The following is a 25,286-nucleotide window of genomic DNA, read 5'->3' as shown; positions in this document are numbered from 1 at the left end:
ACCCGCACCGACACGACGCGAAGGAGACCAGGCATGACAGATCCGTCCACCGAACCCCAGATCGTCGAGCTGACCCCGGCGCGGGTCGCGGTACATCGCGAGAAGGTCCCGATGACCGGCCTTCCCCAATTCTTCGATCGTTCGTTCCACGCGGTGGACGACGCGATGCGGAACGCGGGAGCAAGCGTTGTCGGACCGCCGCTGGGCCTCTACTACGGCATGCCCACGGACACTGTGGATGTGGCGGCCGGGTTTCCCACCGACCGCGACGTCTCGGTGGACGGAGAAGTCACTACCGAAACCCTTCCGGGCGGTCGCGCCGCGCAGATCCTGCACATCGGCTCCTACGATGCGATGGAGCAGACCTACGGCCGGCTGATGCAGTGGATGCAGGCCCAGAATCTGAGGCCGGCCGGGGTGATGTGGGAGAGCTACCTGACCGAGCCCGACGAGAACGATCTGTCGTCGATGCAGACCCTGATCGTGTGGCCGTTGGAGGACTAGACGACGCTCAGCGGGTTCCGAGAGCGATCGGCTCTCGTGAGGAGACAACAAAGGCCTCGTCGTCACGATGAGGCCTTTGTCTCTGTGGTCCCGGCTGGGATCGAACCAGCGACCTTCCCGGTGTGAACGGGACGCTCTTCCACTGAGCCACGGGACCGTGTCGGGCGCCTGATGTCGGTGACAGGGGCGCCTGCGCACGAGCCAGAAGATTACACGGGTTCCGCAGAGTTCCCAAATCACGGACGTGCGCCACGTCACAGTCATCGGTTTTGCCGGTCCGGAGTAATCACACGCTGGGAATTCGTCTTTCTCCAGCCCTCTGACCAGACGATTTGTAAAGTTCGGAATCCATCGCGTAAGTTTCTCTTCGCACCGCGAGCAGCAAGATCCACAAGATCGCTCGTGGGCATGCGGATGTAGCGCAGCTGGTAGCGCATCACCTTGCCAAGGTGAGGGTCGCGGGTTCGAATCCCGTCATCCGCTCGGCGCGAGTCGACTCGCATCTGGTGGTGTGGCCGAGTGGTGAGGCAACGGCCTGCAAAGCCGTGTACACGGGTTCGATTCCCGTCGCCACCTCCACACCACAATTTCATATCCCCGCGCGATTAGCTCAGTGGGAGAGCGCTTCCCTGACACGGAAGAGGTCACAAGTTCAATCCTTGTATCGCGCACCATTGTTAGTGCAGGTCAGCCCCGGTTTACGCCGGGGCTTTCTTGTTTCGTGCGACTAGCGTGCAATTACGGTTGGCCACTCCCCCTATATCGAGAGGCCCGACGTGATACCAGACAGAACTGCATGGATTGACCGCTGCTGCGACGCGCTCAACCGGCTGCACACTGACGACATGTCGACCGAGCAGATTGCCGCGCTGACGGTCATGCTGGAGAACATCAACGCTCTGCATCAGGCAACCGCGGCGCCGGTGCTGCGCTTGGTGTAGGTGGTCGGCCACCACCCTTTCGGTGACGCCGACGAAAAGGTCTGCACCGCTAACCGACAACAGCGAAACGACCCCGGTCCTCCACCATGCCCAGAGGAGAACCGGGGTCGTTCTGTGTGTCCTGTCCACCATTCAGGACACGTCGAGGGACACCACCTCGACAGTTCGGGCGCCCACCTGATCTGAGCGGGCGATGACCGGGCGGACGCTACCGTCAGGCAACGTGACGATGTCGCCGACGTCGGGCAGGTTCTCGCCGGGCTGCACATAGATCGTCGCGGCGGCGACGAGATCCTCACCGTTGGCGTTGCGGACCGCCTTGGCGGTGAACTGCACCCGCGCCGGAATGGTGACCGGGTCGTCGTAGATCGGGCCGAAACTGCCCCGACCGACGATCGGCCGGTAGGTCAGCCGTTGAGGGAGCAGCCGTTTCGGGATCATCGGGCACGCCGACGGTAGCGGCCGAGGATCGCCAGCTCGGGCAGCGTCCACCCGTCGATGACCTGACGCTGTACCTCGTAGTCGCCGATCTTCTCGGCGCGCAGGTTCTCAGGATTGGCGGCCAGGCGTGCGGTCGAGGTGAGGATGACCGTCTCGACGTCGGGCGCCGGCTGGTCGCCGGAGAATCCACGACCGCGGGTGTAGGCGCGCACCTGGGCGGTGACGATCGGTAGTGCCCGTTCGGCCACGGCGGCGAGTTCGGTGTCGCCGTCGCGGCCGAGCAGGGCCACCACCTGAGAGGACTCGATCACGGCGTGGCGGTGAGGATGGTGACGGCCTTGGGCTGCAGCAGTGCCAGGTCGTAGCGGGCGACGACACGCAGAGCCACTTCGTCGGTGTCGAAGTAGCGGGAGCTGTCGACGGTGACGCTCGGGCTCATGTCGCGGGCGATCGCCACCATGCTCATATCGGCCAGTGCTGCCTTGCCGGTGGGCATCTGAGCGGTCACGGTCACCGGCACACCGAACAGCACCTCTTGGCCGGCCTGGGTGAGATCAGGCTGCAGGATGTAGCGACCATCGGCGTCCTTGACCTTGCGGATCGACAGGTAATCGGCGGGGCTGAGGAACCAGCGGTTGGGCTTGACCTCGTTGGCGCGGGCGATGCCGATGCCGTCGAGCAGGCTGTCAGGCTCGTCGGCATCGAGGGTGCCGGTGGCCACGCCGCTCTGATTGAGCAGACCGCGGATGGTGTTGGAGGTGCCGGTGCCGGTGAACAGCGCGACGTCGAGCGCCTTCGCGGTATCAGTTACCAAGCGCTGCTTGAGGATTGCGTCGAGTGCCTGGGCCGACGAGCGGAGCACCTCGGAGGTGACGCGGCTGATGACCTTGAGGCTCTTGAGCGTCGAGGGCAGCATCGAGACTTCGTCGAGGCCGACGGAGCTTTCGGGGATCGCAGCACCTTCGGCGACGAATCCGACGGTCAGGCCGGAGGCGATACGCGGGATGCGGATCGGGCCGTTGGTGTCGATGACCTTCGGCCCCGACGCGAGGAACACGCTCTCGGATTCGAGGGGCTGGACGAGCAGCTGCTGGATTTGCGTGGCCTGCAGCTGGGACAGGGTTGCGGTGGTCTGGGTGGCCATAGGGGGCTCCTACGTGAGTGTTGGGGATTCACGTCGAGCGCCCGGCTCGCAACGTCTCTTAGACAGGCATCTGGCCTGCACCCATGATGACAGGATGCAGGCCAGATGACAACGGTTGTCGTTAGGCGGTGCCGCGCATGATGCCGAGCAGGTCGACACCGGTGGTGGTGCCGGACTCACCCTGCCCTACCGCACCGACAATGCGGCGGGCCTTGAGGTGCGGTTTGACGGAAAGCAACTGATCGATGGACGCGGTCAGCTTGTCGGGGTCCTCGAGGTGCTCGGCGTCGAACGGCATGTCGGTCGGGTCGGCGAGTTTGCCGGTGGCGCGGACCAGTTCGGTGTGCAGCCGCTTGGCGAGGTCGTCGGCGGCCTTGGCGCGGTTGCGGTAGTCGGCGTTCTCCTGACGAAGCTGCTGGACGTAGGCCCTCGGGAAGACGTCGGGCTCAGGCTCCGGCGTCGGCTCGTTCTCGGTTGGCTCGTCGGGTGCCGGTGTCTCGAGCGTCTCGGTCTCGGTCACGGTTGGCTCGTCGGGTTGCTGCTGCTCGTCGGGCTGCTGCGGATCGTTGGGCATCTGCGTTCTCCTTCTCGGTGGGGGTGGCTGGCTGCTGAGTGCAGGCACAACCGGTGTGGTGCCACATCGGGGTGTCGATGGGCAGGACGGTGCCGGCCAGGTTTTGGCAGGCCGGACAGGCACCGGAGTTCGGTACGCGCTTCCAGAACTTGACCTCGTGGCGGTGTAGCCCGGAGGCGTAGCACTCGCGCGCGGTCTCGAGGGTGCGGCCGCGGGCGGCGGTGTCTAGTTTGGTCCGCGGGTCGACGTCGTCGAGCGCTTCGCGAATGAGGTTGTGTAGCAGTGATTTCGGCGGGGACGGTGCCGGGACGCCGACGGGTAGCGCTACGGCGCCGAGTTGTGCGGTGAGGATGGCGGCCACGCCGACGTCGGCCAGAGTCGCCGCCCGGTGATCGTTGACCGTGAGGGCGGTGGTGGCCAGCTCGACAAACAGTTCCTCGGTCAGCTCACCGGCCAGGTATCGGTCGTAGAGCGCCTGTACCGACTCGCTGGTGGACTGAGCCAGCGTAGCCACGCGGTCGGCGTAGGCGTTCACCGCGGGGCCTCGGCGCCGGGTAGCAGGCTGGTCACGTCAGCGCCTGCGGAGTCCATCGCCTCGAGCCTTGTGGCGGTGCGGATTTCGACGACGTCGGTGTCGCTGTAACCGAGTCGCTTGAGGGCGTAGGTCGCCGGCAGTAGACCGGCCTGATGGAGCTTGACGACGGCGTCCGCCTCCTGGGCGATCGACCGGGTGCTGGGGTCGGCCCATTGCACCGACGCCTCGACCTCGGCCGGGTTGATGCCCTCACGCACCGCGACGATCAGCCGTGCCACCTGCTCCCAACTCCGACCGAACAGTGCCTGTTTGGCTTCGGCGCGCGCGGTCAGCGCGGCCTCGGCGGCACGCATGGCGTCAGCGGAGGCGGGATTCGAGCTTGTGATGCCGACGTAATGCCCCGGCAGCGCTGAGACGGCCATGATCTGCGTCAGCAACGCGTCGATGCTCGACGAGTACGCCGTCAGGCCGGACGCCTCGAGCTGACCGAACTTCGCCTCGGCCTGCTCGGCGAGCATCATCCTGTTGGTCTCTGGATACGGCGATGCCTCTTCGATGACCGGGAGTCCGTCGTCGTCGAGCACCGGGTTGCCGTTGTCGTCGAGCACGGGTTCCTCGACGAGCTCGACGCCGGTGGCCCAACGGCGCGGACGGGCGTAGAACTCCGAGCCGACCATCATGTCGGACAGAACCTTGTTCAGAGCATCGCTGAGCGGGATCAGGTCGGCGATCTCGGAGACCGGGTCGCCGAGGATGCGGTCGGTGTTGGCCAGCCGCACCACCGGCACCACGCCGAGCGGATTGTCTAGCACCTCGACGGTCTCGAATCCTGCAGTCGTCGCACCGGTGTTGTTGGCACGCAGCCGGGTCACCTTGTCGGCCTCGAAAATCGTTGCCTCGGTAGTGGTGTCAGTAGTCCACCGTTTACAGGCGGCGACGATCTGCCGGGTACCGGGGTCGACCTTGACCGACATCTGATGCGCCGACTCGATGGACACCTGCGGGCGGCCCTGGGCGTCGGCCCACACCAGGACGTAGGTGGCGCCGAGCAGCAGCGCTTCACGGTGAGCGACCGGGGCGAGCTGGTCGAGGTCGTTGCGCAGCCAGTCTCCCCAGACGTCGGCGCCGGTGAATCCGGTGACCCGCAACCGTTCGGCGATCGAGGTCACCGACAGGCGGCAGAGGTTCGATGCGATGCGACCGAACCTGTCCCCCAACGCTTTACGCGCCTCCGGGGCGAGAAACGCCAGCGGTTGTTCGCCGGCGTAGTAGCGGTCCAGCACCGCGTAGCGGGCCTGCGGGGCGTCGATGCGTTGCAGTAGATCGGTGTGCAGAGCATTGGTCATGATGGGAAACTCCTTGCCCTCTTGCGAGGTTTGTTGGTGTGAAACGCGGCCCGGTCCAGAGCCACGATTGCCGCGACCGCGGCGTCGATCTTGTTCTTGCTGCCCTTCTTGTCTTTGCTGACCAGGTCGCCCGCCGGCGTCGACTTGGCCACGCAGTTGCCCAGATGCTGGGCCAGACGCTCGTCGGCGTCGTGGGACACAGTCTTGTCGACCACCGCCTGATAGAGGCGATCGGTCGCCGGGGCCATGCGGGCGGCGTTAGCGGTGTTCCATTCCAGGACCCGACGCTGACCGTGCCGGGTGGCCCATGCCTCGATCTCCGAGCGCCACCCCCACGGGTCCGCGGCCAACTCGACCACGTCGTACCGGTCGAACGCGCGGGCCACCGCGACATCGACCTCACCGCGCGGCACACGCCACCGCGGATCGCCGGGGTTCTCCCACATGCCGACGGTGAACAGAAACGGCTTAGGGCCGATCGTGCAGCCAACGAGCGCTGTCGAGTCCCCCGAGGCCGACCCGTCGAACGCCAGCACCACCTTGTCGCGTCGGCCCACCGTGCGTTTCGCGTCGGCCAGCGGCTCCCACGCACCCCACGGCAACCACCTGTCCACCTGCCCCACCCACTGGCCGAGTCGGAGCTGACGAAACACCGGCTCACGCAACGTGCGTCGCGCCGCGGCCATACCGTCCTCGGCGAGAAACAACCCCATCGCCGGGTTCGCGATGCGCCACGCCTCGCGGTCGTCGATGTCGCACCCCTCCGGCGCCGCGAACTCTCGCAGATAGAACGCCGGGTCGTCGTTGGTGCGACCGTGCTGCACCAACCGCCACATCACCGACTCGATACTGGTCGCCGGCGTCGAGATGGCCAGCGTCGTCGACACCGGCCGCTTGCCGACCATCGAGGTGACCGCCTCCCACACTTCCTCAGTCACCACATGCAACTCGTCGACGATCAACAGCGTCGGGTCCCAACCATGCAGCGCAGCCGGATCGGCCGGCAACGGCTGCAACAGGCCTCCGTTGTGCGGGGTCTGGAGCTTGTCGGCGTAAATGTGACAACGCTCTGAGAGCGCCGGACTCATCTCCACCATGCGGCGTGCCACCCGCAACGTGATGTTGGCCTGACGCTGATCTGAGGCCACCACAAGCACCTCGGGAGACTCACCACCGACGAACAGCTCGGCCACACCCACCATCGCGGCCAAGCCGGTCTTACCGTTGGCGCGGGCGATGCTCACCAACGCCTGACGGATACCGTCAGCGAATGCGCCGTCGATGATCTCGCGCTGAAAATCCGGTAGGCATACCGGCTCACCGGCACCCACACCCTTCGGGATCACCAGGAACTCCTCGATGAACCGAGCGATACGGGCCGCCCGATCGGTGGGGTAGTCGCTCAGATCGAGCGGGTCCACCGTGATCTGCTGCTTGACGCCGGCCTTCATGCCGCACCACCCGCCATTGGGTACCCCCCGGGGGTGTGAGAGCGACATCCCGACTCCCCCCGTCGGCTCCCACCCCCCGGCGCAGGGGGCACCCCCCTGGGGTCTGAGCGGGCCGCTGACGGCCTCGCGGGGCCTCTGCGGGAGTTGCATCGGCGGCACACGACGTCGATGTCACAGAGCCGTACAGGCTTGCCGGCATCGTGGCGGCGCCATGCCTCGGGCGAATGGTCGGCGGTCAAGTCGTCGCGCGTACCGCAGTCGGAACAGAACGGTTGCAGACGTCGGGCTCGCTTGGAGAGCCGGTCCCACGCCGTCGTATAGCCCGCGCGCCGCGACGGACGGGATTCGGGCGTACGGGTGACCGCGCGGTGGCTGACGGTGTGCTCGGCGCAGCGGGTGTCCTCGGCGGGTTCGCCGCACTCGACGCACGGCCGCATGAGGCCCATCACTGGGCGCCGTCCTCGTCGGCGAGCGCCATGAGGCGCAACCACGCCGGAAGCTCCACCGGCACCTTGTGGAAGCGGCGGCAGTCGTCGGCAAAGGCGATGGTGATGGAGCAGCCTGCGAGCCACATGTCGATGCGTTCGACGTCGGTCAGGCTCTTCATGTAGGCGAATGCGTCGAGGCGTCGGCCTTCGCCGACGAGGGCACACAACGCGAGGTAGTGGTTGATCGAGTCGCGGTGGTCGAGGTCGTCGAGGTTGGTCGGCTCAGTCATCGGTCATCCCCTTGATGGCGTGGTTGTAGTGGTCGAGTACCGCAGTGAGGTAGGCGAGTTGGGCGTCGTTGAGTCGGTCGTGGTTGATGCGCGCGGCCAGGCCGTAGAGCCGGGACACCAGGCGTCGGCGGGTGCGGGGCCGTGACTCGGTCATGAGCTGCCCCTCTCGCAGCGCCGGGTGTACTCCGACTCCGACTCGGTGATGTGGTCGAGGCGGTCGCGAGTTTCGGGTGCGAGGTCGTCACGCTCGTCACGGAGGTAGATGACTGCGGTGAGGCCGTAGGGCAGGCGACGGGTCTCGATCACGATGCACACCCCCCGCACGTATCGACGAGGTCGGAGGGCAACGAAATGCCACAGACCGAACAAGTGCCTAAAAGGGTGGTGTTGTATCCGTTGTATGTGTTGAAAGTGGAGGGGTTCTGAGGCTCCGAATTCAACAATTCAACAGATACAACACCCCTATAGGTGCCCCTCTTCGGTTTCGTCAGTCGTCCCGACTCGTAGAGGCGGCTCAGGATCACCCCGGCGTGCTTGTTGTCCACGCCGAACTCCGCTGCCACCTCAGCTGGCGTTGTGGCGCCGCGCCCGTTGACGTACTCGAGCACGTCGATGCTTAGATCGCCGAGCCGCTGACGGTCCTTCCGCGTCTCGCCTTGGCTTTCGGCGGCTTCGATGCTGTCGCCGTCTAAGCGCCAACGCCCGTCCTCGGTCACCAACGCCACTTCGCGTTCGACGATGTCGCGCCCGGTCACTGCGAGGGTGGCCTCGTTGCTCTTGCGTGGTCGTTGCAGCACCAGGACGAAGTCGGCGGCACCGGCGATGCCTTGCGTACCGCTGACGCTGTCGACGAAGTCCTCACCGCTACTCTTGCGGGTGTGGTGGACGGCCAACAAGCACGCGCCCGGCACGACGTCGACAAGCGCCTTGAGCTCTGAGCCCGTCTGGTAGTCCGCCAGGTAGGCATCCTCACCCGAACGACGCTGTTTGCGCGCCTTGCCGAGGGTGTCGAGGATGACCAGTGGCTCGTCACCGCGGTGTTGATCGAGCCACGCTGCGATCGTGGGGATCACCTGACCGGGCACCACACTGGTCAGGATGTCGAGTGCCTTCGGTAGCGGGTCGGTGCCGTTGATCGCACGCAGTCGGTATTGCAGGCGCCTGTGCCCGTCCTCCAGCGCGAGGTACAGGACCGGCCGCTGCTCGACCTCGATGGTGCCGAGCGCACGACCACCGGACGCACACGCGAGCGCGATATTGCCCATCAGCCACGACTTGCCGGCCTTCGGTGGGCCGACAATGAGTCCCGATCCTTCGGTGATGATGCCGGGTACGTGCTCGACGAGGTCGGCGAAGGTCTTGCAGTCCAGCTCGGCGGCAGAGATCAAGCCCGCCAACAGGTCTGGGCCTTCCTCGACCGGCACCAGCTCGGCTACGGTGTGACCGCTTTGGATATGGTCGGTGAAGTCTTTGCCTTCGGCGGCCTGGACGATGACCACAGACGTCGCGATGGGCTCGAGGAGATCACCGACGCGGCGGGCGTGTTCGAGGCCCTTCTCGTCGCGATCAGCCACCACCACGACGGGTCGATGCTTGAGCGGTGACCAGTCGTAGCGTTCTGGCCGAGTGCTCGCGCCCTGCCGCGGCGAGACGGCCACGACCCCGTCGAGGTCCATTGCGGTGTTGGCGTCCTTTTCACCTTCAACCACGTAGACCGTTTGCGCGTGATCCTCGGGTAGATACTCGACACGGTAGAGCGACCGGTCTGCCTTGTTGCCACTCTGCGAGAAGCGTTTTCCCGATCGACGATGCACCACCGCACCGCCGGCATAGCGGTACTCGACATCGTCGTCGTAGAGGTCGTGCATATTCATTCCGAGAGCCTCGACAACCTCGGCGCGGGCACACCCGGCGAAGCAGTGGATTACCGCCCGGTCACCGGCCCGTCCGACCGACACCCTCAGCGAGGGGTTGCGGTCGTCGTGAGCGGGGCATTGCGCCATTGCATCGTTTCGACCGCGGTCCTCGACCCTGCTGCCGTTGGCTCGAAGAGCATCGATGACACGCTCGTATGCGCTGCTCATTCGCCACCACCGCCGATAGACTGTGTGGTGTCGGCTTGCTTGGTGGCGACTGACTTGGAGAGGTCCTCGTGTGGCGCGGGGGCCTCTTCGCTGTTCGGGGGCCTCAAGCTGCACCGCCGAATGGCTGCATCGAGGCGTCAACCTCGTTCAGGTCCAGACGTACGAACTTGCCGTTGCGGTAACCACGCAGGCGCCCATCGGCGATCATCTGCCTGACGGTGCGGTCGGTGACGCCGAGATAGTCGGCAGTGTGTTTGATTGTCGCCCACTGGCGACGAACAGAGGACATCGGGAAGAGACTCCAGACACAAGACAGCCATCATCGACGGCTTGTAGGTGTCCTTTTCGCCCCCGTCGGGGACCCGGCGTTTATGAACAGAACCGATCGGCGGTTGCTGCCTTCCGCGCTCAGATCGTCCTCGGCGTCCTACGGCGTACTCCGGTCTGAGTCTCTTCGAAACATGACTCTACACGGCACTTCCGCACTCTTCCCTAGAGCGACACAGCCTATCCGTCAACGAGTCTCGAGAGCATGGCCGCGATCTCGCGGTCTCGGCCGTCGATCACGTGCTGATAGCGCAGCGCCGCCGTCGGCGTCGAGTGCCCTAGTCGGTTCATCAGCTCGGCCAGCGTGGCGCCGGTCGAGGCGGCGAGCACCGCGCCGGTGTGCCGCAGGTCGTGGAATCGGAGGTCGTCACGGCCAGCCGCAGAGCGCGCCGGGTAGTAGTGCCGGTAGAACGTGCTCGGTGCGAGGTAGCCGCCGTGGTCGGCCGGGAACAGCAGCGCACCGGCACCGGAGTCGACATGCTCGGCCAGGTGCGCCTCGATGGTCGGGAGCAGGTGCGGCGGTATCGACACCGCACGCTCCCCCGCCTCTGACTTCGTCGTGTCCATTTTGCGCTCACCGGACACCCTCACCGCACCCTTGCTCACGTCCAGCTCCCCCGCGATCAGCACACCGTCGGGATCACGGACGAGCACGACGTCGCCGCGGGTGAGCGCGGTCAGCTCGCCGAAGCGCAGCGCGCACCATGCGGCGAGCAACACCATGACCTTGAACCGCTCGGGCATTGCCTCGACGATGGCCGCGAGCTGCTCGAGAGACGCCGGCCGAATCTTCTTGACCCGCTTGGAGTACCCGGCGCCGGTGATGATGCAGGGGTTGGATGGGATCACAGAGTCGCGTACCGCCGTGGCCATGATCGTCGACAGCAGGCTGTACGCCTGGGCGGTGTAGGACGGCGTCGCCGATCCTTCGTCAGCGTGCCAACGCTTCACGTCCTCGGCGGTGATCGATCCGACCGGCAGCGCCCCGAACGTCGGGAGCAGGCGGTGGGACAGCAGTGCCTCGTAGTGCTCGCGGGTGCGGGCCTTGAGCGGCCGGCCATTCACCAGACGGTGTGCGAGCCACTCGGCCGAGTACTCCGAGAACGTCGTCGACCTCGCGACCGGCGCGTCTGGCCGCGGCGGTGACCACAGCTCGCGGTCGATCTCGCGCCGCCGATCCGTCAGCCACGCCTCGGCGTCGATCTTCGCCGCGAAGGTGGACGGCGCCGCATAGACACGACCGTCTGGGCCGCTGTAGGAGGCTTGGTACCGACCGCTCGGGAGCTTGCGCAACCGGCCGAACGACCGCCGGGTGCGCGCCTTCTGTCGTGCCATAGTGACCCCCTCGTGCAACATACGTGCAATAAGAACCTACCAAAGGTTCCGCTTGCTTCCGCACCCTTCACGCGATACTGTCTCGAATACCAGCAGCTCAGAGCACCGCGCCGCTGGTCAGGGGCCACACCGCAAATGCACCATGATTCAAGTTCAATCCTTGTATCGCGCACCATCGTCATTCAGCCCCGATCTGTAGGTCGGGGCTGAATTCGTTGCGTGGCCACCCCCCAGGGCGAGTGAACAACTCCACTCCCCAATAAGTCGAGTGCTAAGTTATTTTGCATGCGAGTACTTAGGGGATGCGCGCCCGCCCACCGTCGGACGGAGCGATCATGACCTCGATCGGATTGACGCTCCCCCAGCTCGGTCCAGCCGTGTCCGCGTCACTCGTCCGCGACTTCGTCCAGCAGGCGGACGACATGGGTTTCGACTCGCTCTGGGTGCAGGACCACTTCTTGTACTCACTGAAGCAGGCCGGCGAGTACGGCGGCAGCGCCCAGTCGCAACCCGACGTCTACCGCTCGGTCTGGGCCCCGACCGAGCTGCTGGCCGCGGCGGCCACCTGGACGACTCGCATGGAGCTGGGCACGAGCATCCTGGTGGGCGGAAATCACTGGCCCGCCCAACTCGCCAATCGCCTGGCCACGATCGACCAGCTCAGCGCCGGACGGTTGACCGTCGTCGGGCTGAGTGTGGGCTGGTCGGTGGAAGAGCATGTGGCCATGGGTGTCGACCCCCGAACCCGCGGCCGGCGCATGGACGATTTCGTTCCAGCCCTGCGAGCCTGCTGGGGCGAGGATCCGGTCGAGCATCACGGGGAGTTCTTCGAGATCGGACCCGCAGTGATGCGTCCGAAACCGGTGTCCACACCCAAACTGATGTCCGGCATGTACTCCGAGCAGGGACTCGCAAGGACGGCAAGGGATTTCGACCTCTGGAATCCCGGTTCCGCCCCGATCGCCACGGTCGTGGACACCCTGGGACAGATGAACAGCCGGCGTCCGGCCTCGATGGCGCCACTCGACGCCATCTATCGCGTCGCCCAGCAATCCACGGCGGGCGTACGGCTCGACGTGGCACAGATGACCACACGCGTCAGCGAATGCGTTGCCGCCGGCCTGGAAGGCGTCATCGTCGAGACCAACTTCTGCTCGGAGATCACCGAAGCCGCCGACTGGCTCGGAGTCCTCGCGAACCTGGCCCCGCTCGTCGACGCCGCACGGGGCTGACCGGGCCGACCGCGGATCGTGGCGGCCGGCCCGGAACGCCTCAGCCCACGAGCCCGCTGTCGACGACCGAGCGTTCCAGCGCGTCGAGGAACATCGCGACGTCGTCGTCGGTCATCGGGGACGTCACCGTCCCGAGTGCCGATTTGAACATCAGGATCCCCTGGTTGTAGAGGCTGGTGGTGAGCAGGTTGGTCACCGCCTTGTCCGAGGTGAGAGCCGTCTCCAGGTCGACGACCGGCGTCGGGGTCCAGTGGATGCCGAAGACGTGGGCGAAGCCGGTGACCTGGAGCGGCGCGTGACGCCGGCGACCGATGTCGCGGACACCCTGCCGGAGCTGTTCGCCGAGCCGGTTGAGATGGTCGTGTACCTCGGGTGTCAGCGCGCGGACCTGCGCCAGCCCCGCGGCGAGGGTCGCCGGTATCCCGCCGAGAGTGGTCGCGTGCCGCATCTGCGTCATCGGATCGAGAACCGGATCGACCAGCGACATGATGTCGGCGCGGCCACCGTAGGCGGCCAGCGGCAGGCCGCCGCCGATGGCCTTGCCCAGGGTGGTCAGGTCGGGTTCGATCCCGAAATGCCCCTGCGCCCCGTGGACACCCATCGGGAACGAGACGACCTCGTCGAGGATGAGGAGCATTCCGTGCCGCCTCGTGACCTCGCGGAGTCTGGCCAGGAACTCCGGGGTCGCCGGGATCATCCCGGTTCCACCGAGGATCGGCTCGACGATGACCGCGGCGATCTCGTCGGCATGCCGGTCCAGGATCTGCTCGGACTCATCGGAGTGGTTGTACGGCAACAGCACCACGGCATCCTCGACGCCGGGGATGAGGCCGGGCGGGATCGCGCCCGGATCCGCGAAGCGGCCGTTGGCGACGAGCGACAGGTCGTGGGTGCCGTGGTAGCCACCGCGCATCTTGGCGATCTTCGGCCGGCCGGTGAAAGCACGCGCCAGACGTAGCGCCGTCATCGTCGCCTCGGTACCGGACGCGGTGAACCTGATCTGCTCCATCGACGGGAGACGACGATGGAGTTCGGCCGCCAGGTCGGCACCCAGCGATACGTGCGGCGAGCAATAGGTGGTGCCCCGCCGCAACTGAGTGATGGTCGCGTCCAACACATCCGGGTGACAGTGCCCGAGCGGCAGCAACCAGTCGCCGGACATCACATCCAGATACTTGTTGCCGTCGGCGTCCCACGCGTAGGCGCCGTCGGCGCGCTCGAAGTAGACCGGATGGGGACTCATGAAGCCGAGACCGCCGGGAACCCCGCCCGGAATGTGCTCGCGTGCCCGAGCGAACGCCTCGCGCGATGTCGCGGTCCGGGACTCGAAGACGGCCTCGACCTCCGCGCGCCACCGTTCCAAGCGGTCGGCGTCGGCGCCGGCGCCGTCCAGGTCGACGCGGTTCATCTCCACGCCCGATTCCGTTACGCCGCCTACTGTTTCGGTCATCCCGATCCCTCCTGACGCGCTGTTATATCGTGTTTTCATTAATTGAGTTATAGACTACTTACTTGTAGGCTACGTCACAATCGCCGAGGACGAAGGAGCCGTGTTGATCGAGTTGCCCCGCCCCGTCGCGGAATTCTTCGACGCCGTCAACTCCCGCGACTTCGACGCCCTCGCCTGCTGTCTCGCCGAGGACATCTCGTACCACCTGGCCGTGCCCCACCCACCGGTGACGGGCCGCACCGCCGTCGTGGATGCGTTACGTGTCTCCTTGACGGCCGCCGACCGAGTCAGCTGGGAACCGATAAGTCACCTCGCCGATCACGATCGGACATTCGTCGAGCGCGTCGACCGGTTCTGGTTCGGAGCTCACGAAGCAGCGATCGAGGTCACCGGAGTCTTCGAACTCGCCGGCGACACGATCGGTGCCATCCGCGACTACGCCGACCTCGACACCTGGCGGCAGCGAAAGGCCGCTGCACTCAACGCCGCTCGGCCGACAGACGAAGGAGACCGATGACCGTCGCCGACCGGTCCGATGGAGGCCGACTTCTCCCGCAGGCAAGGTGAGATACTGGGCCGGTGACTGCGCGTCCGAGCGGCAACCTCCCGGTGGAACTGACGAGCTTCGTCGGCCGGCGTGACGATCTGACCAGAGCACGATCCCTGCTCGGAACCGCACGACTGCTGACGCTGACCGGCGTCGGCGGAGTCGGGAAGACCCGTCTGGCCCTCGCCGTCGCCGCCAGCGTACGACGCGAGTTCCCCGACGGCGTCTGGCTCGTCGAACTCGCCGACCTCCGGCAGACCGGTCTGCTGACACAGACCCTGTGCGGACTCTTCGGCCTCCCGAGTGATTCCTCCGACGCGTTCGGCACGTTGGCCGAGCACCTGCGCGCGAAGAAGCTCCTCCTGGTGCTCGACAACTGTGAGCATCTCATCGACGCGTGCGCCGAGGTGGTCGGCCGATTGCTGTCGGTGGCCCCAGCCGTGAAGATCCTCGCGACCAGCCGCCAGGTACTCGGCGTCGAGGGCGAACAGCTGTTCCCCGTCAGTCCGCTGACCCTGGGATCGCCGGGAGGCCTGGGCGAGGCGATGCAACTGTTCGAAGAACGCGCCTCGGCCGCACAGCCCCATTTCCGTGTCACCGAGGACAATCGCGCCGCGGTCGAGGAGATCTGCCGACGACTCGAGGGACTGCCGCTGGCGATCGAACTGGCCGCCGCCAATATCAGGGTCTTCGGGCCCGCCGAGATAGCAGCGCGACTGGGCGACTCCGCGATGATGATGTCGAGCGAACGGAACCGGTCGGCACGCCACCGGACCCTGGAGTCCGTGGTGGACTGGAGTTATCAGCTGTGTTCACCACGCGAACGTCAAGTGTGGGAACAGCTCTCGGTCTTCGCAGGCGGTTTCACCGCGGAGACCGCCGATGGCGTCTGCCTACCCTCCGAGACGGGCGCAGGGGTGCTGCGGGAACTGATCGGGCTCCTCGACAAGTCGATGATCGTGCGCGTCGACGAGGACCACGAGCCGCAGGGACGCTATCGATTGTTGGAACCGATGCGCCAGTACGCCCTCGCGAAGCTCGAGTCGTCCTCCGATGCGACTGCGGTGCGAATGCGCCATCGCGACCATTTCCTACGCCTGGCCCAGACCTCGGACACCGACTACTGCAGTCCGGACGACGTCGAGTGGTTCCGGCGCACCCGCGCCGAACACGCGAACATCCGCGAGGCACTGGCGTTCAGCCTCGAGACGGGAGACGGGGCCGCGGCGGCCGAGATGGTGCGCACCCTTCGCCCGTACTGGTCGCAGTCGGGGACCCTGCGGGAAGGATTCGAGTGGGCGAACCGGGCGGTCGACCTGCTCGGCGAGCCGACGGTCGATCGGGCGAATGCACTGCTCGTCGGCAGTGTCCTCGGTTTCCTCGTCGGTGAGGTCGAGCGAGCACACACGTATCTCGCCGAGTACACCGAACTCGCCGAACGAGTGGCCGCGACCGACGAGCTCGTCTTCAGCGCGCGGTTCGCGGCAGGATTGGAAGCGTCGTTGCGTCACGACGCACCCCGGGCCTTCGACCTCGCCGAGGAAGCGATCGCGGGGAGGTCAGACCGGGTGAACGTCGGGTTCGTCGCGGATTGTCTGGCACTGTCCGCGCTGTATGCCTTCATCACCGAAGACGAGAACGCAGACCAGTACACGACTCGCTACCTCGACTATGCCGATCAGCACGGCACGCACTTGGTGAAGGCCATCGCACTGGGTCCGATGGGCATTCTTCGCTGGCACCAGGGAGACATCACCGCCGCAAAGGCGTTGATGGCCGAAGCGATCGAATTGTATCGGGCCTTCGACTATCCCGGCATGGTTGCCGTGTGCATCGAGGTCAGCGGGTGGTGTGCCGCCGGCACCGACCACGAACGGGCGGCGACACTCTTGGGATCGGCGCAGACCGTGTGGCACCAACACAGTCACATGACTCTCGCCCAGGCCGCGATCAACCCGGTGACGACCACCGTCGAGAAGAAGTTGCGCGCGGAGCTGGGCGACGAGGGCTTCGAGAAGTCCTATGCGATGGGGCGAGAGTCGACTCTCGAGGTCGCGGTCCAGCTCGTCTCCGGCCGGACGACCGCGACCCAGGGACGCTCGGGGACCGCATCTCTACGCTCCTCCCTCACCCGCCGCGAGAACGAGGTGGCGACGTTGGTCGCCGACGGCCTCACGAACAAGGAGATCGCCACCAAACTGACGATCTCCGCCCGTACCGTCGACGCCCACGTCGACCACATCCTGACCAAGCTCGGGTTCCGGTCGCGCACGCAGATCGCGCGGTGGGTCAGCGCCGACGAGAGCCACTGATCCTTCTCAAGCCACCGACGCAAGGTAGGCCAGCGCCTCGACACCGGCGGGCGTGACCCGGATTCGCGGCCGGCCGTTCGGATCCGCGTCATCGTCGACGAGACCCAATTCGACGAGCCTGCGCACGGCCGAGGTGTCCGTCTCGGCGACGCACGTGCGCGGGGCCGACATCACCACGTCACGCGACCCGACGATGTGCGCTGCCAATTGATCGACAGCCACTCGCTCCAGTACGTCCAGCTGCATAGCGTTCATGACCAGGCCTCCTTTTGCCACCTCCCACCTTGGTCGGCGCGGACACCCGAATCCATTCGCAAAAGTACCTAGGTACCTACCTATGAACTAGCTCACACTCGGATTCGACCGTGAAGTGAGACATAACCGTCACGAAGCCTCGCTCCCCTGCCGGTCGGATGGACGGTCAGTCAACAGTCAACTCACCGGCTGTGCCGAGCGAACGCGAGGAAGCACCTTGTCGACCAGCAATTCGAGGCTGCGCCAGGACAATTCGGGTGAGAGACCACCGAGTAGCGAATGCACCCGCAACTCGTAGCCGTCGTCGAGTTCGGAGAGCCGTCGTACCGCTTCATCCGGACTCACGATCCACATCGAGGGATCGTTCCGGATGGAGTCGAGATCGCTCTTCTGGGCCCAGTACCCATTCGTGGTGGCGTTCGCCCGCTCGCCTGCCCAGGAGGCGTACATGTTGCTGGCATAGATGACGTGCGGTGCCACCTGCTCCAGGGCCTGTTCCGGATCCTCGGCCACGTAAAGGAACGCCGGACCGTGCCGCGGGAACGGTTCGGGTTCGGGATGCCCGAGCCTGGCACACTCCTCCACGTAGAAGCGGTAGAGGTCCTCGGTGGCCGGCCGGTAACCCAGGCCCATCCGTGCCGCTCGCCGGGCGGACGGTTTGGCGTTTCCCCCGATGTACAGAGTCGGCCCACCCGGGGTTCCCGGGACCGGTGTGACGCGGACGCGGGAGCCTCGGTAGTCGAATTCCGCACCGCGCCACGCGGCGCGGAGGACTTCGAGCTTGTCCTCGAAGACCTTGCCACGATTGGGGAAATCGACGCCGAACATGTCGAATTCCTCCGGGCGATAACCGATTCCGGCGGTGACCAACACCCGGCCGGGACCTGCGATGAGGTCGAGCACAGCGAGGTCCTCGGCGAGTCGCAGGGGGTCGTGCATCGTGACGCACAGTGCGGAGAAGTGCAGTTCTATCTGTTCGGTGGCTCCGGCGATCGCGGCCGCCAGGATCAGCGGCGACGGACAGTAGTTGTCCTCTGCCCCATGATGTTCGGCCAAATAGACGGTGTTGAAGCCCTTCTTGTCGGCCCAGAGGCATTGCTCGACGGCGGCCCGGTACAGGTCGCGCGGGCTCGCCGACCCCGGACCGAGATCGGGCGCTCGCATGTCGTACCGCAAGCCGATCTTCATGAGTTCTCCTTGTCCCTGGGGTCCAGCCAGATCCGGGGCGAGATGGTCGCGGATGATCAGCGCCCGGCATGCAACCCAATAGTCTTTATCGAGACTATTGACTACTAGACTTTACTGATAGTGGGACACTACCGGGCCTCGACCGGGTTCGTGGCAGATCGCCTGAACAGGTTGATTCAGATGCTTCGCCCGACCGTCGCCCCGTCCAGGACGGCAGTGCGCAGCCGGCCCGGCACCGACGCGTCACCGATGACGTGGACCTCACCTTCGAAGACCTCGGTGATCACCTCGGCCACTTCACGATTGGGTTCCCGCGCCCCAACCATCACGACCGTGTCGGCGACGACCCGGCGGGTGCGACCGGAGCCGAGGAACTCGACCCCTACTCCGTCCTCCCCGATATCGGTCAGCACCGCGTCCGCGATGAGTTCGAAGCCCGGATGGCCCGCGATCCGGTCGCGCGCGGCCTGCGCGGTGGACGCCGGCTCCGGCAGACCCACCCCGAACGTGGGATGCCGGGTCACCAGGATGACGTCGCACGCCCGGTCGAGCAGGCTCTCCACCACGGAGATGGCCTCGAAGTCGCCGTCGTCGTCGTAGACCACCACCCTCGACGCGCGGTCGATCCGCCCACCGAAACCCAGTACCTCCCACGATGTCCGGACCCGGCGGCGGGCCGCCGTCGACAACCGGAAGGCCGGCCGGGCCGCGGTGAACCCGTCCGTCCGCGGTGAGGCACCGACCGCGACGATCACCACATCCGGCGCCAGACTGCTCACGATGTCCGGCTCCAGTGGCACGCCCAGGCGAATCCTCACCCCCAATCGGGTGAGCTCGTCGGCCAGCCAACGGACATGCGCCCCGTAGTCCGACCGGTGGGGTGCCGCCGCGCCGATCGCGACCTGCCCGCCGAGCTGCTGCGTCATCTCCAGCAGCTCGACGTCATGGCCGCGCAGCGCAGCGGCGCGGGCCGCCTCCATCCCCGCGGGACCGCCCCCACCCACCAGCACACGTTTCGTTCGCGGCGCCGGCGACGGATCAGCTGTCCACGTGACCTCTTTGCCGGCAACGGGATTCACCACGCAGCCGAAGGTTCCACGACGGCCCGCGACGCACCCCTCGTTGGTGCCGATGCACGGCCGGATCTCGGCCTCCCGACCGTCGACCGTCTTGCGGACGATCTCCGGATCGGCGATCAGTGCCCGGACCATGCTCACCATGTCCGCCTGGCCGGAGGCCAGGACACGCTCCGCGTCGTCGAGTGTCATGATCCGGCCGGTGACGATCGTGGGAACGGCCAGTCCACGCGTCACCTGCTCCGAGGCGGGCAGCTCATAGCCGAGGGGATAGCCGTCTCCTGTCGCCATCATCCGCACGAAGCGGTAGTACCCGCCGAACGAGGCATCGACGAAATCGACCGAGTCCCCGAGCGCCTCGGCGATCCTCCGGGCGTCGGCCGGAGTGTTGCCACCGGGGACGTCCTCGTCGCTGGACAATCGCACACCGATCGGGAAATCGGCACCGGTCTCCTGCCGGATCGCGGCAACGATCTCGCGCAGGAACCGCAACCGGTTCTCCTCGCACCCCCCGTAGTCATCGGTCCGGTTGTTGGTCACCGGCGACAGGAACTGCGAGACCAGGTAGTTGTGTCCGGCGTGGATCTCCACACCGTGCAGCCCGCCTTCCCGGACATGACGAGCCGAGACGGCGAATCCCTCGACGACATCGTCGATCATGGTCTGCGTCATCGGGATCGGCACGAGACCCCGGACGGGGTTGGGAACATCGCCGGCCGACCACATCGGCCCGCCCAGCGCATTCGCATGGGCCGCGGATCCCGGGTGCCACAACTGCTGCATGAGTCTCATCGGATACCGCTCTATCCGCGCCATCAGTCGGCTGTATGCCGGGACTGTCGCGGGATCGTAGGGCGCCAGTTCCATGGCCGCGGACGGGTGCACCGAGGCGGCACCCAGGATCGACAGACCGACGCCGCCGCGGGCACGTTCGAGGTGGTACTCGGCCAGTCCGCCACCCGGGGTCAGCGGCTGGTGCGTCCTGTGCGCGGTTCTGACGATCCGGTTCGGTATCGTCACCGAGCCGAGCTGCAACGGCTCGAACACGTGCGGGTACCGATGGCGAACCGACTCTGCTGGTATCCCCGCGACCTTCGTCATCGTGGTCCTCTCATGCACTGGAAGAACGGCACCCGACCGCCACATACTCTATCAGTGAATGGTTCATCAATAGACTTTATCGCGGTCCTCCCCCGCGACACGCCACCCGAGCGACGCCTCCGCTCCGCCACTTCCCGATCCGGACGCCCGACCCGCGATCAGATGACTTTCGACCCCACGACCAAAACGCCCGAAGCGTTCTAATCTGAGATCGTGGCCGCGATCACGATCCAGAACCTGACCAAGTCGTTCGGCCATGTCAAGGCCCTCGACGGATTCGACCTGACCGTCGACGACGGCGAGGTCCACGGCTTCCTGGGACCGAACGGCTCCGGCAAGACGACCACGATCCGGATTCTGCTCGGGCTGCTGCGGGCGGATTCGGGTGTCGTACGCGTTCTGGACCGCGATCCGTGGCGGGACGACGTGAACCTGCACGGACGCATCGCCTATGTGCCCGGTGAGGTGAATCTGTGGCCGGGCGTCACCGGCGGCGAGGTCATCGATCTCCTGTGCAATCTCCGCGGCGACCGGAACCGGCGTCGTCGCGACGAACTGATCGAGCGCTTCGAACTCGACCCGCGCAAGAAGTCCCGCACGTACTCGAAGGGCAATCGGCAGAAGGTCGCGCTGATCGCCGCGCTCGCCTCCGATGCCGAACTCCTCCTCCTCGACGAGCCGACGGCCGGGTTGGACCCGCTCAAGGAAGCCGAGTTCCAGCGGTGCATCGAGGAGGAGCGCCGGCGTGGACGCACCGTGTTGCTGTCGAGCCACATCCTGGCCCAGGTCGAAGCCCTCTGCGATCGGGTCACCCTCGTCCGGGCGGGCCGGACGGTGGACAGCGGCTCGCTGACCGAACTCCGCCACCTCGGCCGCCTCGAGATCAGTGCCGAGACCGCCCACAATCCCGCGCCACTCGACGAGGTTCCCGGCGTGCACGACCTGATCCGTGACGGGCATCGCATCCGCTGCACCGTCGACGCCAACGCACTGGACACGGTGGTCCGCGAACTCGCGACCCTGGGCGTCCGCGACCTGACCAGTGCTCCACCGACCTTGGAGGACATCTTCCTCCGGCACTACGGGGGCTGAGACCGGATGGCGGAGATCGAGATGACGCAGGTCGCCGAGCCGCGATCGGTGGGCAGCGCGGGGCGGAAGGCGGACGCCACCGGTCTCGGCACCCTGCTCCGGTTCTACCTGCGACGCGAACGAGCCGCCCTCCTCGCGTGGATCGGCGGAACCGCAGCCCTGGTGGGCTTCCAAGCCGTCGGCAGCCAGAACCTCTACGACACCCCCGCCAAACTGGCCGCCCTGCGCGAGACCCTCGGCGGAAGTCCTGCAGTCGTCGCACTCGCCGGACCCAAAGAACTGCTCGCCAGCATCGGCGGCGAGGTCGTGTTCGAGATATCCGGCTATGCCGCAATCGTTCTCGGACTCATGTCGATGTTTCTCGTCGGTCGCCACACACGCACCGACGAGGAGAACGGCCGCGCCGAACTCCTCCGGTCGACGCGTGTGGGCCGCGATGCACCGGTCGCCACCGCACTGGCCCTCGCCGCCCTCGCGAACCTAGCCGCCGGGGTCGCCGTCGCAGTCACCGCCGCGGCCACCGGGCTCCCGCTCGGCGGGTCGGTGCTCTTCGGAGCGGCACTGGCAGGTGTGGGTCTCACCTTCGCGACGCTCACGGCGCTGGCCGCGCAGATCTTCGAGAACCCCCGCAGTGTGTACGGATCGATCACGGCCATGCTCGGGCTGGCGTATGTGCTGCGGGCAATCGGTGATGTCGGCAACGGAGCGGCGTCGTGGCTCTCGCCGATCGGTTGGGGCCAGCGCACGCTTCCCTACTCCACCGACCGATGGTGGCCTCTCCTCCTGCCACTGGTCGCGTCGTTGCTCACCCTCGCAGCCGCAGTGGCCGTCTCCGAACACCGCGATTTCGGCGCCGGGATCTTCGGCAACCGCGCCGGGCGTGCGGAGGCATCGCGACTGTCGCAGACGACGACAGGGATGGCGTGGCGTCTGCACCGCGGATCCATCGCCGCCTGGGTGGCCGGCGTGTTCGTCCTGTCGGCCGCATACGGATCGTTCGGCGACGCGATCACCGACTTCATCGCGGACAACCCGCAGATCGCGGAGTTCCTGCCCGGCGGCGCCGCGGACGCCGTCGATGCCTACCTCGCGCTCACGCTCACGATCGCCGCCCTGCTGTCGGCGGGATACGGGGTGAACAGTGCCCTGCGGGCGCGCCGAGAGGAGACCGCCGGACGGGCGGAGCCGATCATCGCGGCGAACACCAACCGGATCGCCTGGCTCGCCGGCCATATCGCGATGGCACTCGCGGGCAGCACCGTCGTCCTGGCTGCCGGCGCGGTCGGCGAAGGGTTGGCCTATGGCCTCACCATCGGTGATCTCGGCCAGATCCCACGCCTGCTCGCCGCGGCCGCGGTGTACGTCCCGGCCGTCTGGCTGATCGTCACGGTCGCCGTGGCCGGCGTCGGTTGCCTGCCCCGGACCGCCGCGATCCTCGCCTGGACGTACTTCGCGTACTGCCTCGTCGCCGAGATACTGGCCGAGTCCTTCCAGCTACCCGAGTGGACACGCGTGGCGTCGCCGTTCCATCATCTGCCGCAGGCTCCCCTCGACACCGTGACGGCGGGCGGAGTTCTCGGCGTCACCGCACTGGCAGCCGTCGCCGTGGCCCTCGGCGTCGCCGGATTCAGCAAGCGCGACGTGGGTTAGCCGCACCCCGGTCTCGCTAGCTGTAGCCCCCAAGTCCCTGTCGACGACCCAGCGTTCCCACGTGTCGACCGACACGTGGGTGCCGGGTAGCCACCGAGAATCTTGGCGATCCCGGGATACCTGTTGCCGTCGGAGTCAGTGGAACTCGTCGTCCCGGTTCATGGCGAGCAGGACATGTTCCGACGGGATGACGTAGTCATGCGCGGTCTCGGTGTGCTCCCGGACGCGCGCGATGAGGTCGCCCTCGTCGTCACTCTCCACGATCGCCCCGCATGCCGGACACAGGACGGTGTTCATTCACACCGCGCCCGTCGCCGCAGACATCACCGCGCCATCGGCCACCGGGGTCGGCCTCGATGACCAACGCCGCCGGGCCGAGTGGAGTGCCGAAGGGCGCGTTCCAGTCGGCACGCGCAACCCGCCACCGGGGCAGACCGTCGAGCATGTTGTTGAGCCACGTCTCGATCTCGAGTTGTGCCAGCGACTTGCCGAGGCACATGTGGGACCCGGAGCCGAAGCCGAGATTCCGCAAGTACTCTCTCGTGATGTCGAACTTGTGCGGGTCATCCCAGCGGCTCGGGTCCCGGTTGGCCGCACCCACCAGGCACAGCACTGTCGAGCCCGCCGGAATCGACACGCCGGCGACCTCCGCACCCTCGTCGGCGACCCGCCAGTTTGTCTGACCGACACTCCACCAGCGGTTGACCTCCTCGATCGCGTGGGGGACGAGTGATCGATCCTGTTTGAGCAGTTCCCACTGCTCCGGATGCCGGCCCAATGCCCACAGCGTCGTCGCCATCAGGTTCGAGCTCGTGTCATTGCCGCCGAAGACCAGAAGCGACACCGACGCCACCATCTCCTCGACGGACATGGACACGTCGCTCCGCACCATGTCCCCGATCAGGTCCGGGGCGTCGTCGTGCGCTCCGGACCGGAGACGGCCTGCCACATAGTCGTTGAGCGAGGCAACTCCTTGCGCACCGTGCATCTGGAGCTCGGCCTTGCGCTCCCCCGTCGCTGCCTCCGACTCGAAAATCGCCACCAACTGATCGCTCCAACGGATGAAGTCGCTCTTGTCCTCGCGCGGCACACCCGTCATCTCGGCGATGACGTCGGAAGGGATCTGGCGGGTCAGATTCCTGACGACCTCCACCTGTTCGCCGGCAGCGACCCGGCGACACACGTCGTCGACGCGCCTACGGACGGCCTCCTCGACCATTCCCTCGCATCGGGACCGCACTTCGGCACGGGTGAAAGCCGACGACCAGATACTCCGAAGCTCCTTGTGCCGCTTGCCTTCCACGCTCGTCATCGTCGGAGCACCGAACAGGGTCTCGTACATCACCGCGGGCTGCCGGAAGGACCTCGCGTCACCCAGCACCCGGGCGCAGTCGTAGTAGGTGGTGACCACATACGAGCTGCTGGGCTCGTGATAGACGACCGGTCCCAGTTCGGCGATACCCAGGATTGCCGGGTACGGAGCGATCCCGCCCTCCGCCGTCGTCAGCTCCAGGTCGGTTGTCGGAATGGTGGCTGCCACAGTATGTCTCCAATCGATCAGGGTGTGGTCACCATCACAAAGATTTGGTCGCCTGTCAATCAATTGAGACATATTTAGTTTGTGACTAGCGTTTTCCGCGTCTAGGTGCGCAGGTCCTTGCGCAGGATCTTGCCCGACGCCGACTTCGGGATCGCCTCGATGAACTCCACCGCACGAACCTTCTTGTGCGGAGCCACCTTCGACGCCACGAACCCCATCACCTCATCAGCGGTGAGCTGCGCATCCGGCTGCCGCACCACAAACGCCTTGGGGATCTCCTCCCCCGACTCCGCATCGATGACGCCGATCACCGCCGAGTCAGCGATCTTCTCGTGGGTCAGGAGCAGCGCCTCCAACTCGGCCGGGGGCACCTGGTAGCCCTTGTACTTGATGAGCTCCTTGAGGCGGTCGACGATGTACACGCAACCGGTCGGGTCGACCTG

At 66.3% G+C, this 25,286-nt stretch carries 26 protein-coding genes and 4 tRNA genes; 9 read left to right on the top strand and 21 right to left on the bottom strand.

Annotated features, from left to right (window positions below):
• The first annotated feature begins 33 nt into the window (after positions 1-33).
• Positions 34-504 (top strand): GyrI-like domain-containing protein, encoded by a 471-nt coding sequence (locus BPODLACK_RS15050; protein ID WP_159405565.1) that lies wholly within the window; start codon positions 34-36, stop codon positions 502-504.
• Positions 505-589: 85 nt separating this feature from the next.
• Here BPODLACK_RS15050 and BPODLACK_RS15045 read toward each other — a convergent pair.
• Positions 590-661: transfer RNA gene (locus BPODLACK_RS15045), tRNA-Val, on the bottom strand.
• A gap of 253 nt (positions 662-914) precedes the next feature.
• Between BPODLACK_RS15045 and BPODLACK_RS15040 the strand changes: the two genes are divergently transcribed.
• The 3 genes from BPODLACK_RS15040 (at position 915) to BPODLACK_RS15030 (ending at position 1,178) form a co-directional block, all read left to right on the top strand.
• A tRNA-Gly gene (locus BPODLACK_RS15040) sits at positions 915-987 on the top strand.
• 22 nt (positions 988-1,009) lie between these two features.
• Positions 1,010-1,083: transfer RNA gene (locus BPODLACK_RS15035), tRNA-Cys, on the top strand.
• 20 nt (positions 1,084-1,103) lie between these two features.
• Positions 1,104-1,178 (top strand) — tRNA-Val (locus BPODLACK_RS15030).
• 399 nt (positions 1,179-1,577) lie between these two features.
• On the opposite strand, the gene BPODLACK_RS15025 is transcribed toward BPODLACK_RS15030, so the two are convergent.
• The 13 genes from BPODLACK_RS15025 to BPODLACK_RS14970 all read right to left on the bottom strand — a co-directional run bounded on the left by BPODLACK_RS15025 (position 1,578) and on the right by BPODLACK_RS14970 (position 11,400).
• Positions 1,578-1,886 carry a hypothetical protein gene (locus BPODLACK_RS15025; RefSeq protein WP_159405564.1) on the bottom strand — a complete coding sequence of 103 codons (309 nt, stop codon included), beginning with the start codon at positions 1,884-1,886 and terminating at the stop codon, positions 1,578-1,580.
• Complete coding sequence (locus BPODLACK_RS15020) at positions 1,883-2,197, bottom strand: hypothetical protein (protein WP_024497268.1); 315 nt, start codon at positions 2,195-2,197, stop codon at positions 1,883-1,885. The genes BPODLACK_RS15025 and BPODLACK_RS15020 overlap by 4 nt, the downstream gene beginning before the upstream one ends.
• Entirely contained in the window at positions 2,194-3,030 is an 837-nt protein-coding gene (locus BPODLACK_RS15015; RefSeq protein WP_159405563.1) for a phage major capsid protein, read from the bottom strand. Before BPODLACK_RS15015 ends, BPODLACK_RS15020 begins: the two co-directional genes overlap by 4 nt.
• A gap of 121 nt (positions 3,031-3,151) precedes the next feature.
• On the bottom strand, positions 3,152-3,550 hold the full coding sequence (locus tag BPODLACK_RS15010) for a hypothetical protein (protein WP_236577687.1): 399 nt from the start codon (positions 3,548-3,550) through the stop codon (positions 3,152-3,154).
• Positions 3,477-4,118: a hypothetical protein gene (locus BPODLACK_RS23590; RefSeq protein ID WP_236577686.1), complete on the bottom strand. Its 642-nt coding sequence runs from the start codon at positions 4,116-4,118 to the stop codon at positions 3,477-3,479. The genes BPODLACK_RS15010 and BPODLACK_RS23590 overlap by 74 nt, the downstream gene beginning before the upstream one ends.
• Positions 4,119-4,135: 17 nt before the next feature.
• On the bottom strand, positions 4,136-5,485 hold the full coding sequence (locus BPODLACK_RS15005; RefSeq protein ID WP_159405561.1) for a phage portal protein: 1,350 nt from the start codon (positions 5,483-5,485) through the stop codon (positions 4,136-4,138).
• A complete protein-coding gene (locus tag BPODLACK_RS15000) occupies positions 5,482-6,936 on the bottom strand; it encodes a terminase large subunit domain-containing protein (protein ID WP_159405560.1) in 1,455 nt (484 codons plus the stop codon). Before BPODLACK_RS15000 ends, BPODLACK_RS15005 begins: the two co-directional genes overlap by 4 nt.
• A gap of 445 nt (positions 6,937-7,381) precedes the next feature.
• Positions 7,382-7,654 (bottom strand): hypothetical protein, encoded by a 273-nt coding sequence (locus BPODLACK_RS14995; RefSeq protein ID WP_024497263.1) that lies wholly within the window; start codon positions 7,652-7,654, stop codon positions 7,382-7,384.
• Positions 7,647-7,808 carry a hypothetical protein gene (locus tag BPODLACK_RS14990; protein ID WP_157753379.1) on the bottom strand — a complete coding sequence of 54 codons (162 nt, stop codon included), beginning with the start codon at positions 7,806-7,808 and terminating at the stop codon, positions 7,647-7,649. The genes BPODLACK_RS14995 and BPODLACK_RS14990 overlap by 8 nt, the downstream gene beginning before the upstream one ends.
• Positions 7,805-7,960 carry a hypothetical protein gene (locus tag BPODLACK_RS14985; RefSeq protein ID WP_157753378.1) on the bottom strand — a complete coding sequence of 52 codons (156 nt, stop codon included), beginning with the start codon at positions 7,958-7,960 and terminating at the stop codon, positions 7,805-7,807. Before BPODLACK_RS14985 ends, BPODLACK_RS14990 begins: the two co-directional genes overlap by 4 nt.
• Positions 7,957-9,738, bottom strand: a complete 1,782-nt coding sequence (locus BPODLACK_RS14980) for an AAA family ATPase (protein ID WP_075862723.1) — start codon at positions 9,736-9,738, stop codon at positions 7,957-7,959. The genes BPODLACK_RS14985 and BPODLACK_RS14980 overlap by 4 nt, the downstream gene beginning before the upstream one ends.
• A gap of 103 nt (positions 9,739-9,841) precedes the next feature.
• Positions 9,842-10,027 (bottom strand): excisionase family DNA-binding protein, encoded by a 186-nt coding sequence (locus BPODLACK_RS14975; RefSeq protein WP_159405559.1) that lies wholly within the window; start codon positions 10,025-10,027, stop codon positions 9,842-9,844.
• Positions 10,028-10,245: 218 nt separating this feature from the next.
• The gene (locus tag BPODLACK_RS14970) at positions 10,246-11,400 is read right to left on the bottom strand and encodes a tyrosine-type recombinase/integrase (protein WP_159405558.1); all 1,155 of its coding nucleotides are present in this window, start codon (positions 11,398-11,400) and stop codon (positions 10,246-10,248) included.
• 335 nt (positions 11,401-11,735) lie between these two features.
• Between BPODLACK_RS14970 and BPODLACK_RS14965 the strand changes: the two genes are divergently transcribed.
• Positions 11,736-12,632, top strand: a complete 897-nt coding sequence (locus BPODLACK_RS14965) for a TIGR03619 family F420-dependent LLM class oxidoreductase (protein WP_159405557.1) — start codon at positions 11,736-11,738, stop codon at positions 12,630-12,632.
• 40 nt (positions 12,633-12,672) lie between these two features.
• Here BPODLACK_RS14965 and BPODLACK_RS14960 read toward each other — a convergent pair whose 3' ends face one another.
• Positions 12,673-14,082: an aspartate aminotransferase family protein gene (locus BPODLACK_RS14960; protein WP_159405556.1), complete on the bottom strand. Its 1,410-nt coding sequence runs from the start codon at positions 14,080-14,082 to the stop codon at positions 12,673-12,675.
• Positions 14,083-14,185: 103 nt separating this feature from the next.
• Here BPODLACK_RS14960 and BPODLACK_RS14955 point away from each other — a divergent pair, with 103 nt between their 5' ends.
• Both BPODLACK_RS14955 and BPODLACK_RS14950 read left to right on the top strand, forming a co-directional pair.
• Positions 14,186-14,599: a limonene-1,2-epoxide hydrolase family protein gene (locus tag BPODLACK_RS14955; protein WP_159405555.1), complete on the top strand. Its 414-nt coding sequence runs from the start codon at positions 14,186-14,188 to the stop codon at positions 14,597-14,599.
• Between the two features lie 62 nt (positions 14,600-14,661).
• On the top strand, positions 14,662-16,941 hold the full coding sequence (locus BPODLACK_RS14950) for an ATP-binding protein (protein WP_159405554.1): 2,280 nt from the start codon (positions 14,662-14,664) through the stop codon (positions 16,939-16,941).
• 6 nt (positions 16,942-16,947) lie between these two features.
• On the opposite strand, the gene BPODLACK_RS14945 is transcribed toward BPODLACK_RS14950, so the two are convergent.
• The 3 genes from BPODLACK_RS14945 to BPODLACK_RS14935 form a co-directional block, all read right to left on the bottom strand.
• Positions 16,948-17,196, bottom strand: coding sequence for a hypothetical protein (locus BPODLACK_RS14945; protein ID WP_159405553.1), 249 nt, complete (start codon positions 17,194-17,196; stop codon positions 16,948-16,950).
• Positions 17,197-17,373: 177 nt separating this feature from the next.
• On the bottom strand, positions 17,374-18,384 hold the full coding sequence (locus BPODLACK_RS14940) for an LLM class flavin-dependent oxidoreductase (RefSeq protein WP_159405552.1): 1,011 nt from the start codon (positions 18,382-18,384) through the stop codon (positions 17,374-17,376).
• A gap of 176 nt (positions 18,385-18,560) precedes the next feature.
• Positions 18,561-20,561 carry an oxidoreductase gene (locus tag BPODLACK_RS14935; protein WP_159405551.1) on the bottom strand — a complete coding sequence of 667 codons (2,001 nt, stop codon included), beginning with the start codon at positions 20,559-20,561 and terminating at the stop codon, positions 18,561-18,563.
• Positions 20,562-20,774: 213 nt separating this feature from the next.
• On the opposite strand from BPODLACK_RS14935, the gene BPODLACK_RS14930 reads away from it, so the two are divergent.
• Both BPODLACK_RS14930 and BPODLACK_RS14925 read left to right on the top strand, forming a co-directional pair.
• The gene (locus BPODLACK_RS14930) at positions 20,775-21,653 is read left to right on the top strand and encodes an ABC transporter ATP-binding protein (RefSeq protein ID WP_024498548.1); all 879 of its coding nucleotides are present in this window, start codon (positions 20,775-20,777) and stop codon (positions 21,651-21,653) included.
• Between the two features lie 6 nt (positions 21,654-21,659).
• The gene (locus BPODLACK_RS14925) at positions 21,660-23,303 is read left to right on the top strand and encodes an ABC transporter permease (protein ID WP_159405550.1); all 1,644 of its coding nucleotides are present in this window, start codon (positions 21,660-21,662) and stop codon (positions 23,301-23,303) included.
• Between the two features lie 135 nt (positions 23,304-23,438).
• Here the strand turns inward: BPODLACK_RS14925 and BPODLACK_RS23785 are convergent, their stop codons facing one another.
• From BPODLACK_RS23785 to BPODLACK_RS14915, 3 genes are all read right to left on the bottom strand, one after another.
• On the bottom strand, positions 23,439-23,564 hold the full coding sequence (locus tag BPODLACK_RS23785) for a hypothetical protein (protein WP_258324036.1): 126 nt from the start codon (positions 23,562-23,564) through the stop codon (positions 23,439-23,441).
• A complete protein-coding gene (locus BPODLACK_RS14920; protein ID WP_159405549.1) occupies positions 23,554-24,843 on the bottom strand; it encodes a cytochrome P450 in 1,290 nt (429 codons plus the stop codon). Before BPODLACK_RS14920 ends, BPODLACK_RS23785 begins: the two co-directional genes overlap by 11 nt.
• 101 nt (positions 24,844-24,944) lie before the next feature.
• A partial coding sequence (locus BPODLACK_RS14915) for an AMP-binding enzyme (RefSeq protein ID WP_442903274.1) occupies positions 24,945-25,286 on the bottom strand: 342 nt, incomplete at its 5' end.

It is taken from the genome of Gordonia sp. YY1, from assembly GCF_009872315.1.
GTDB classification, from domain to species: Bacteria; Actinomycetota; Actinomycetes; order Mycobacteriales; family Mycobacteriaceae; genus Gordonia; species Gordonia amicalis.
Note: the sequence above shows the minus strand (reverse complement) of the source record. Positions and strands in the feature narration are given on the sequence as shown.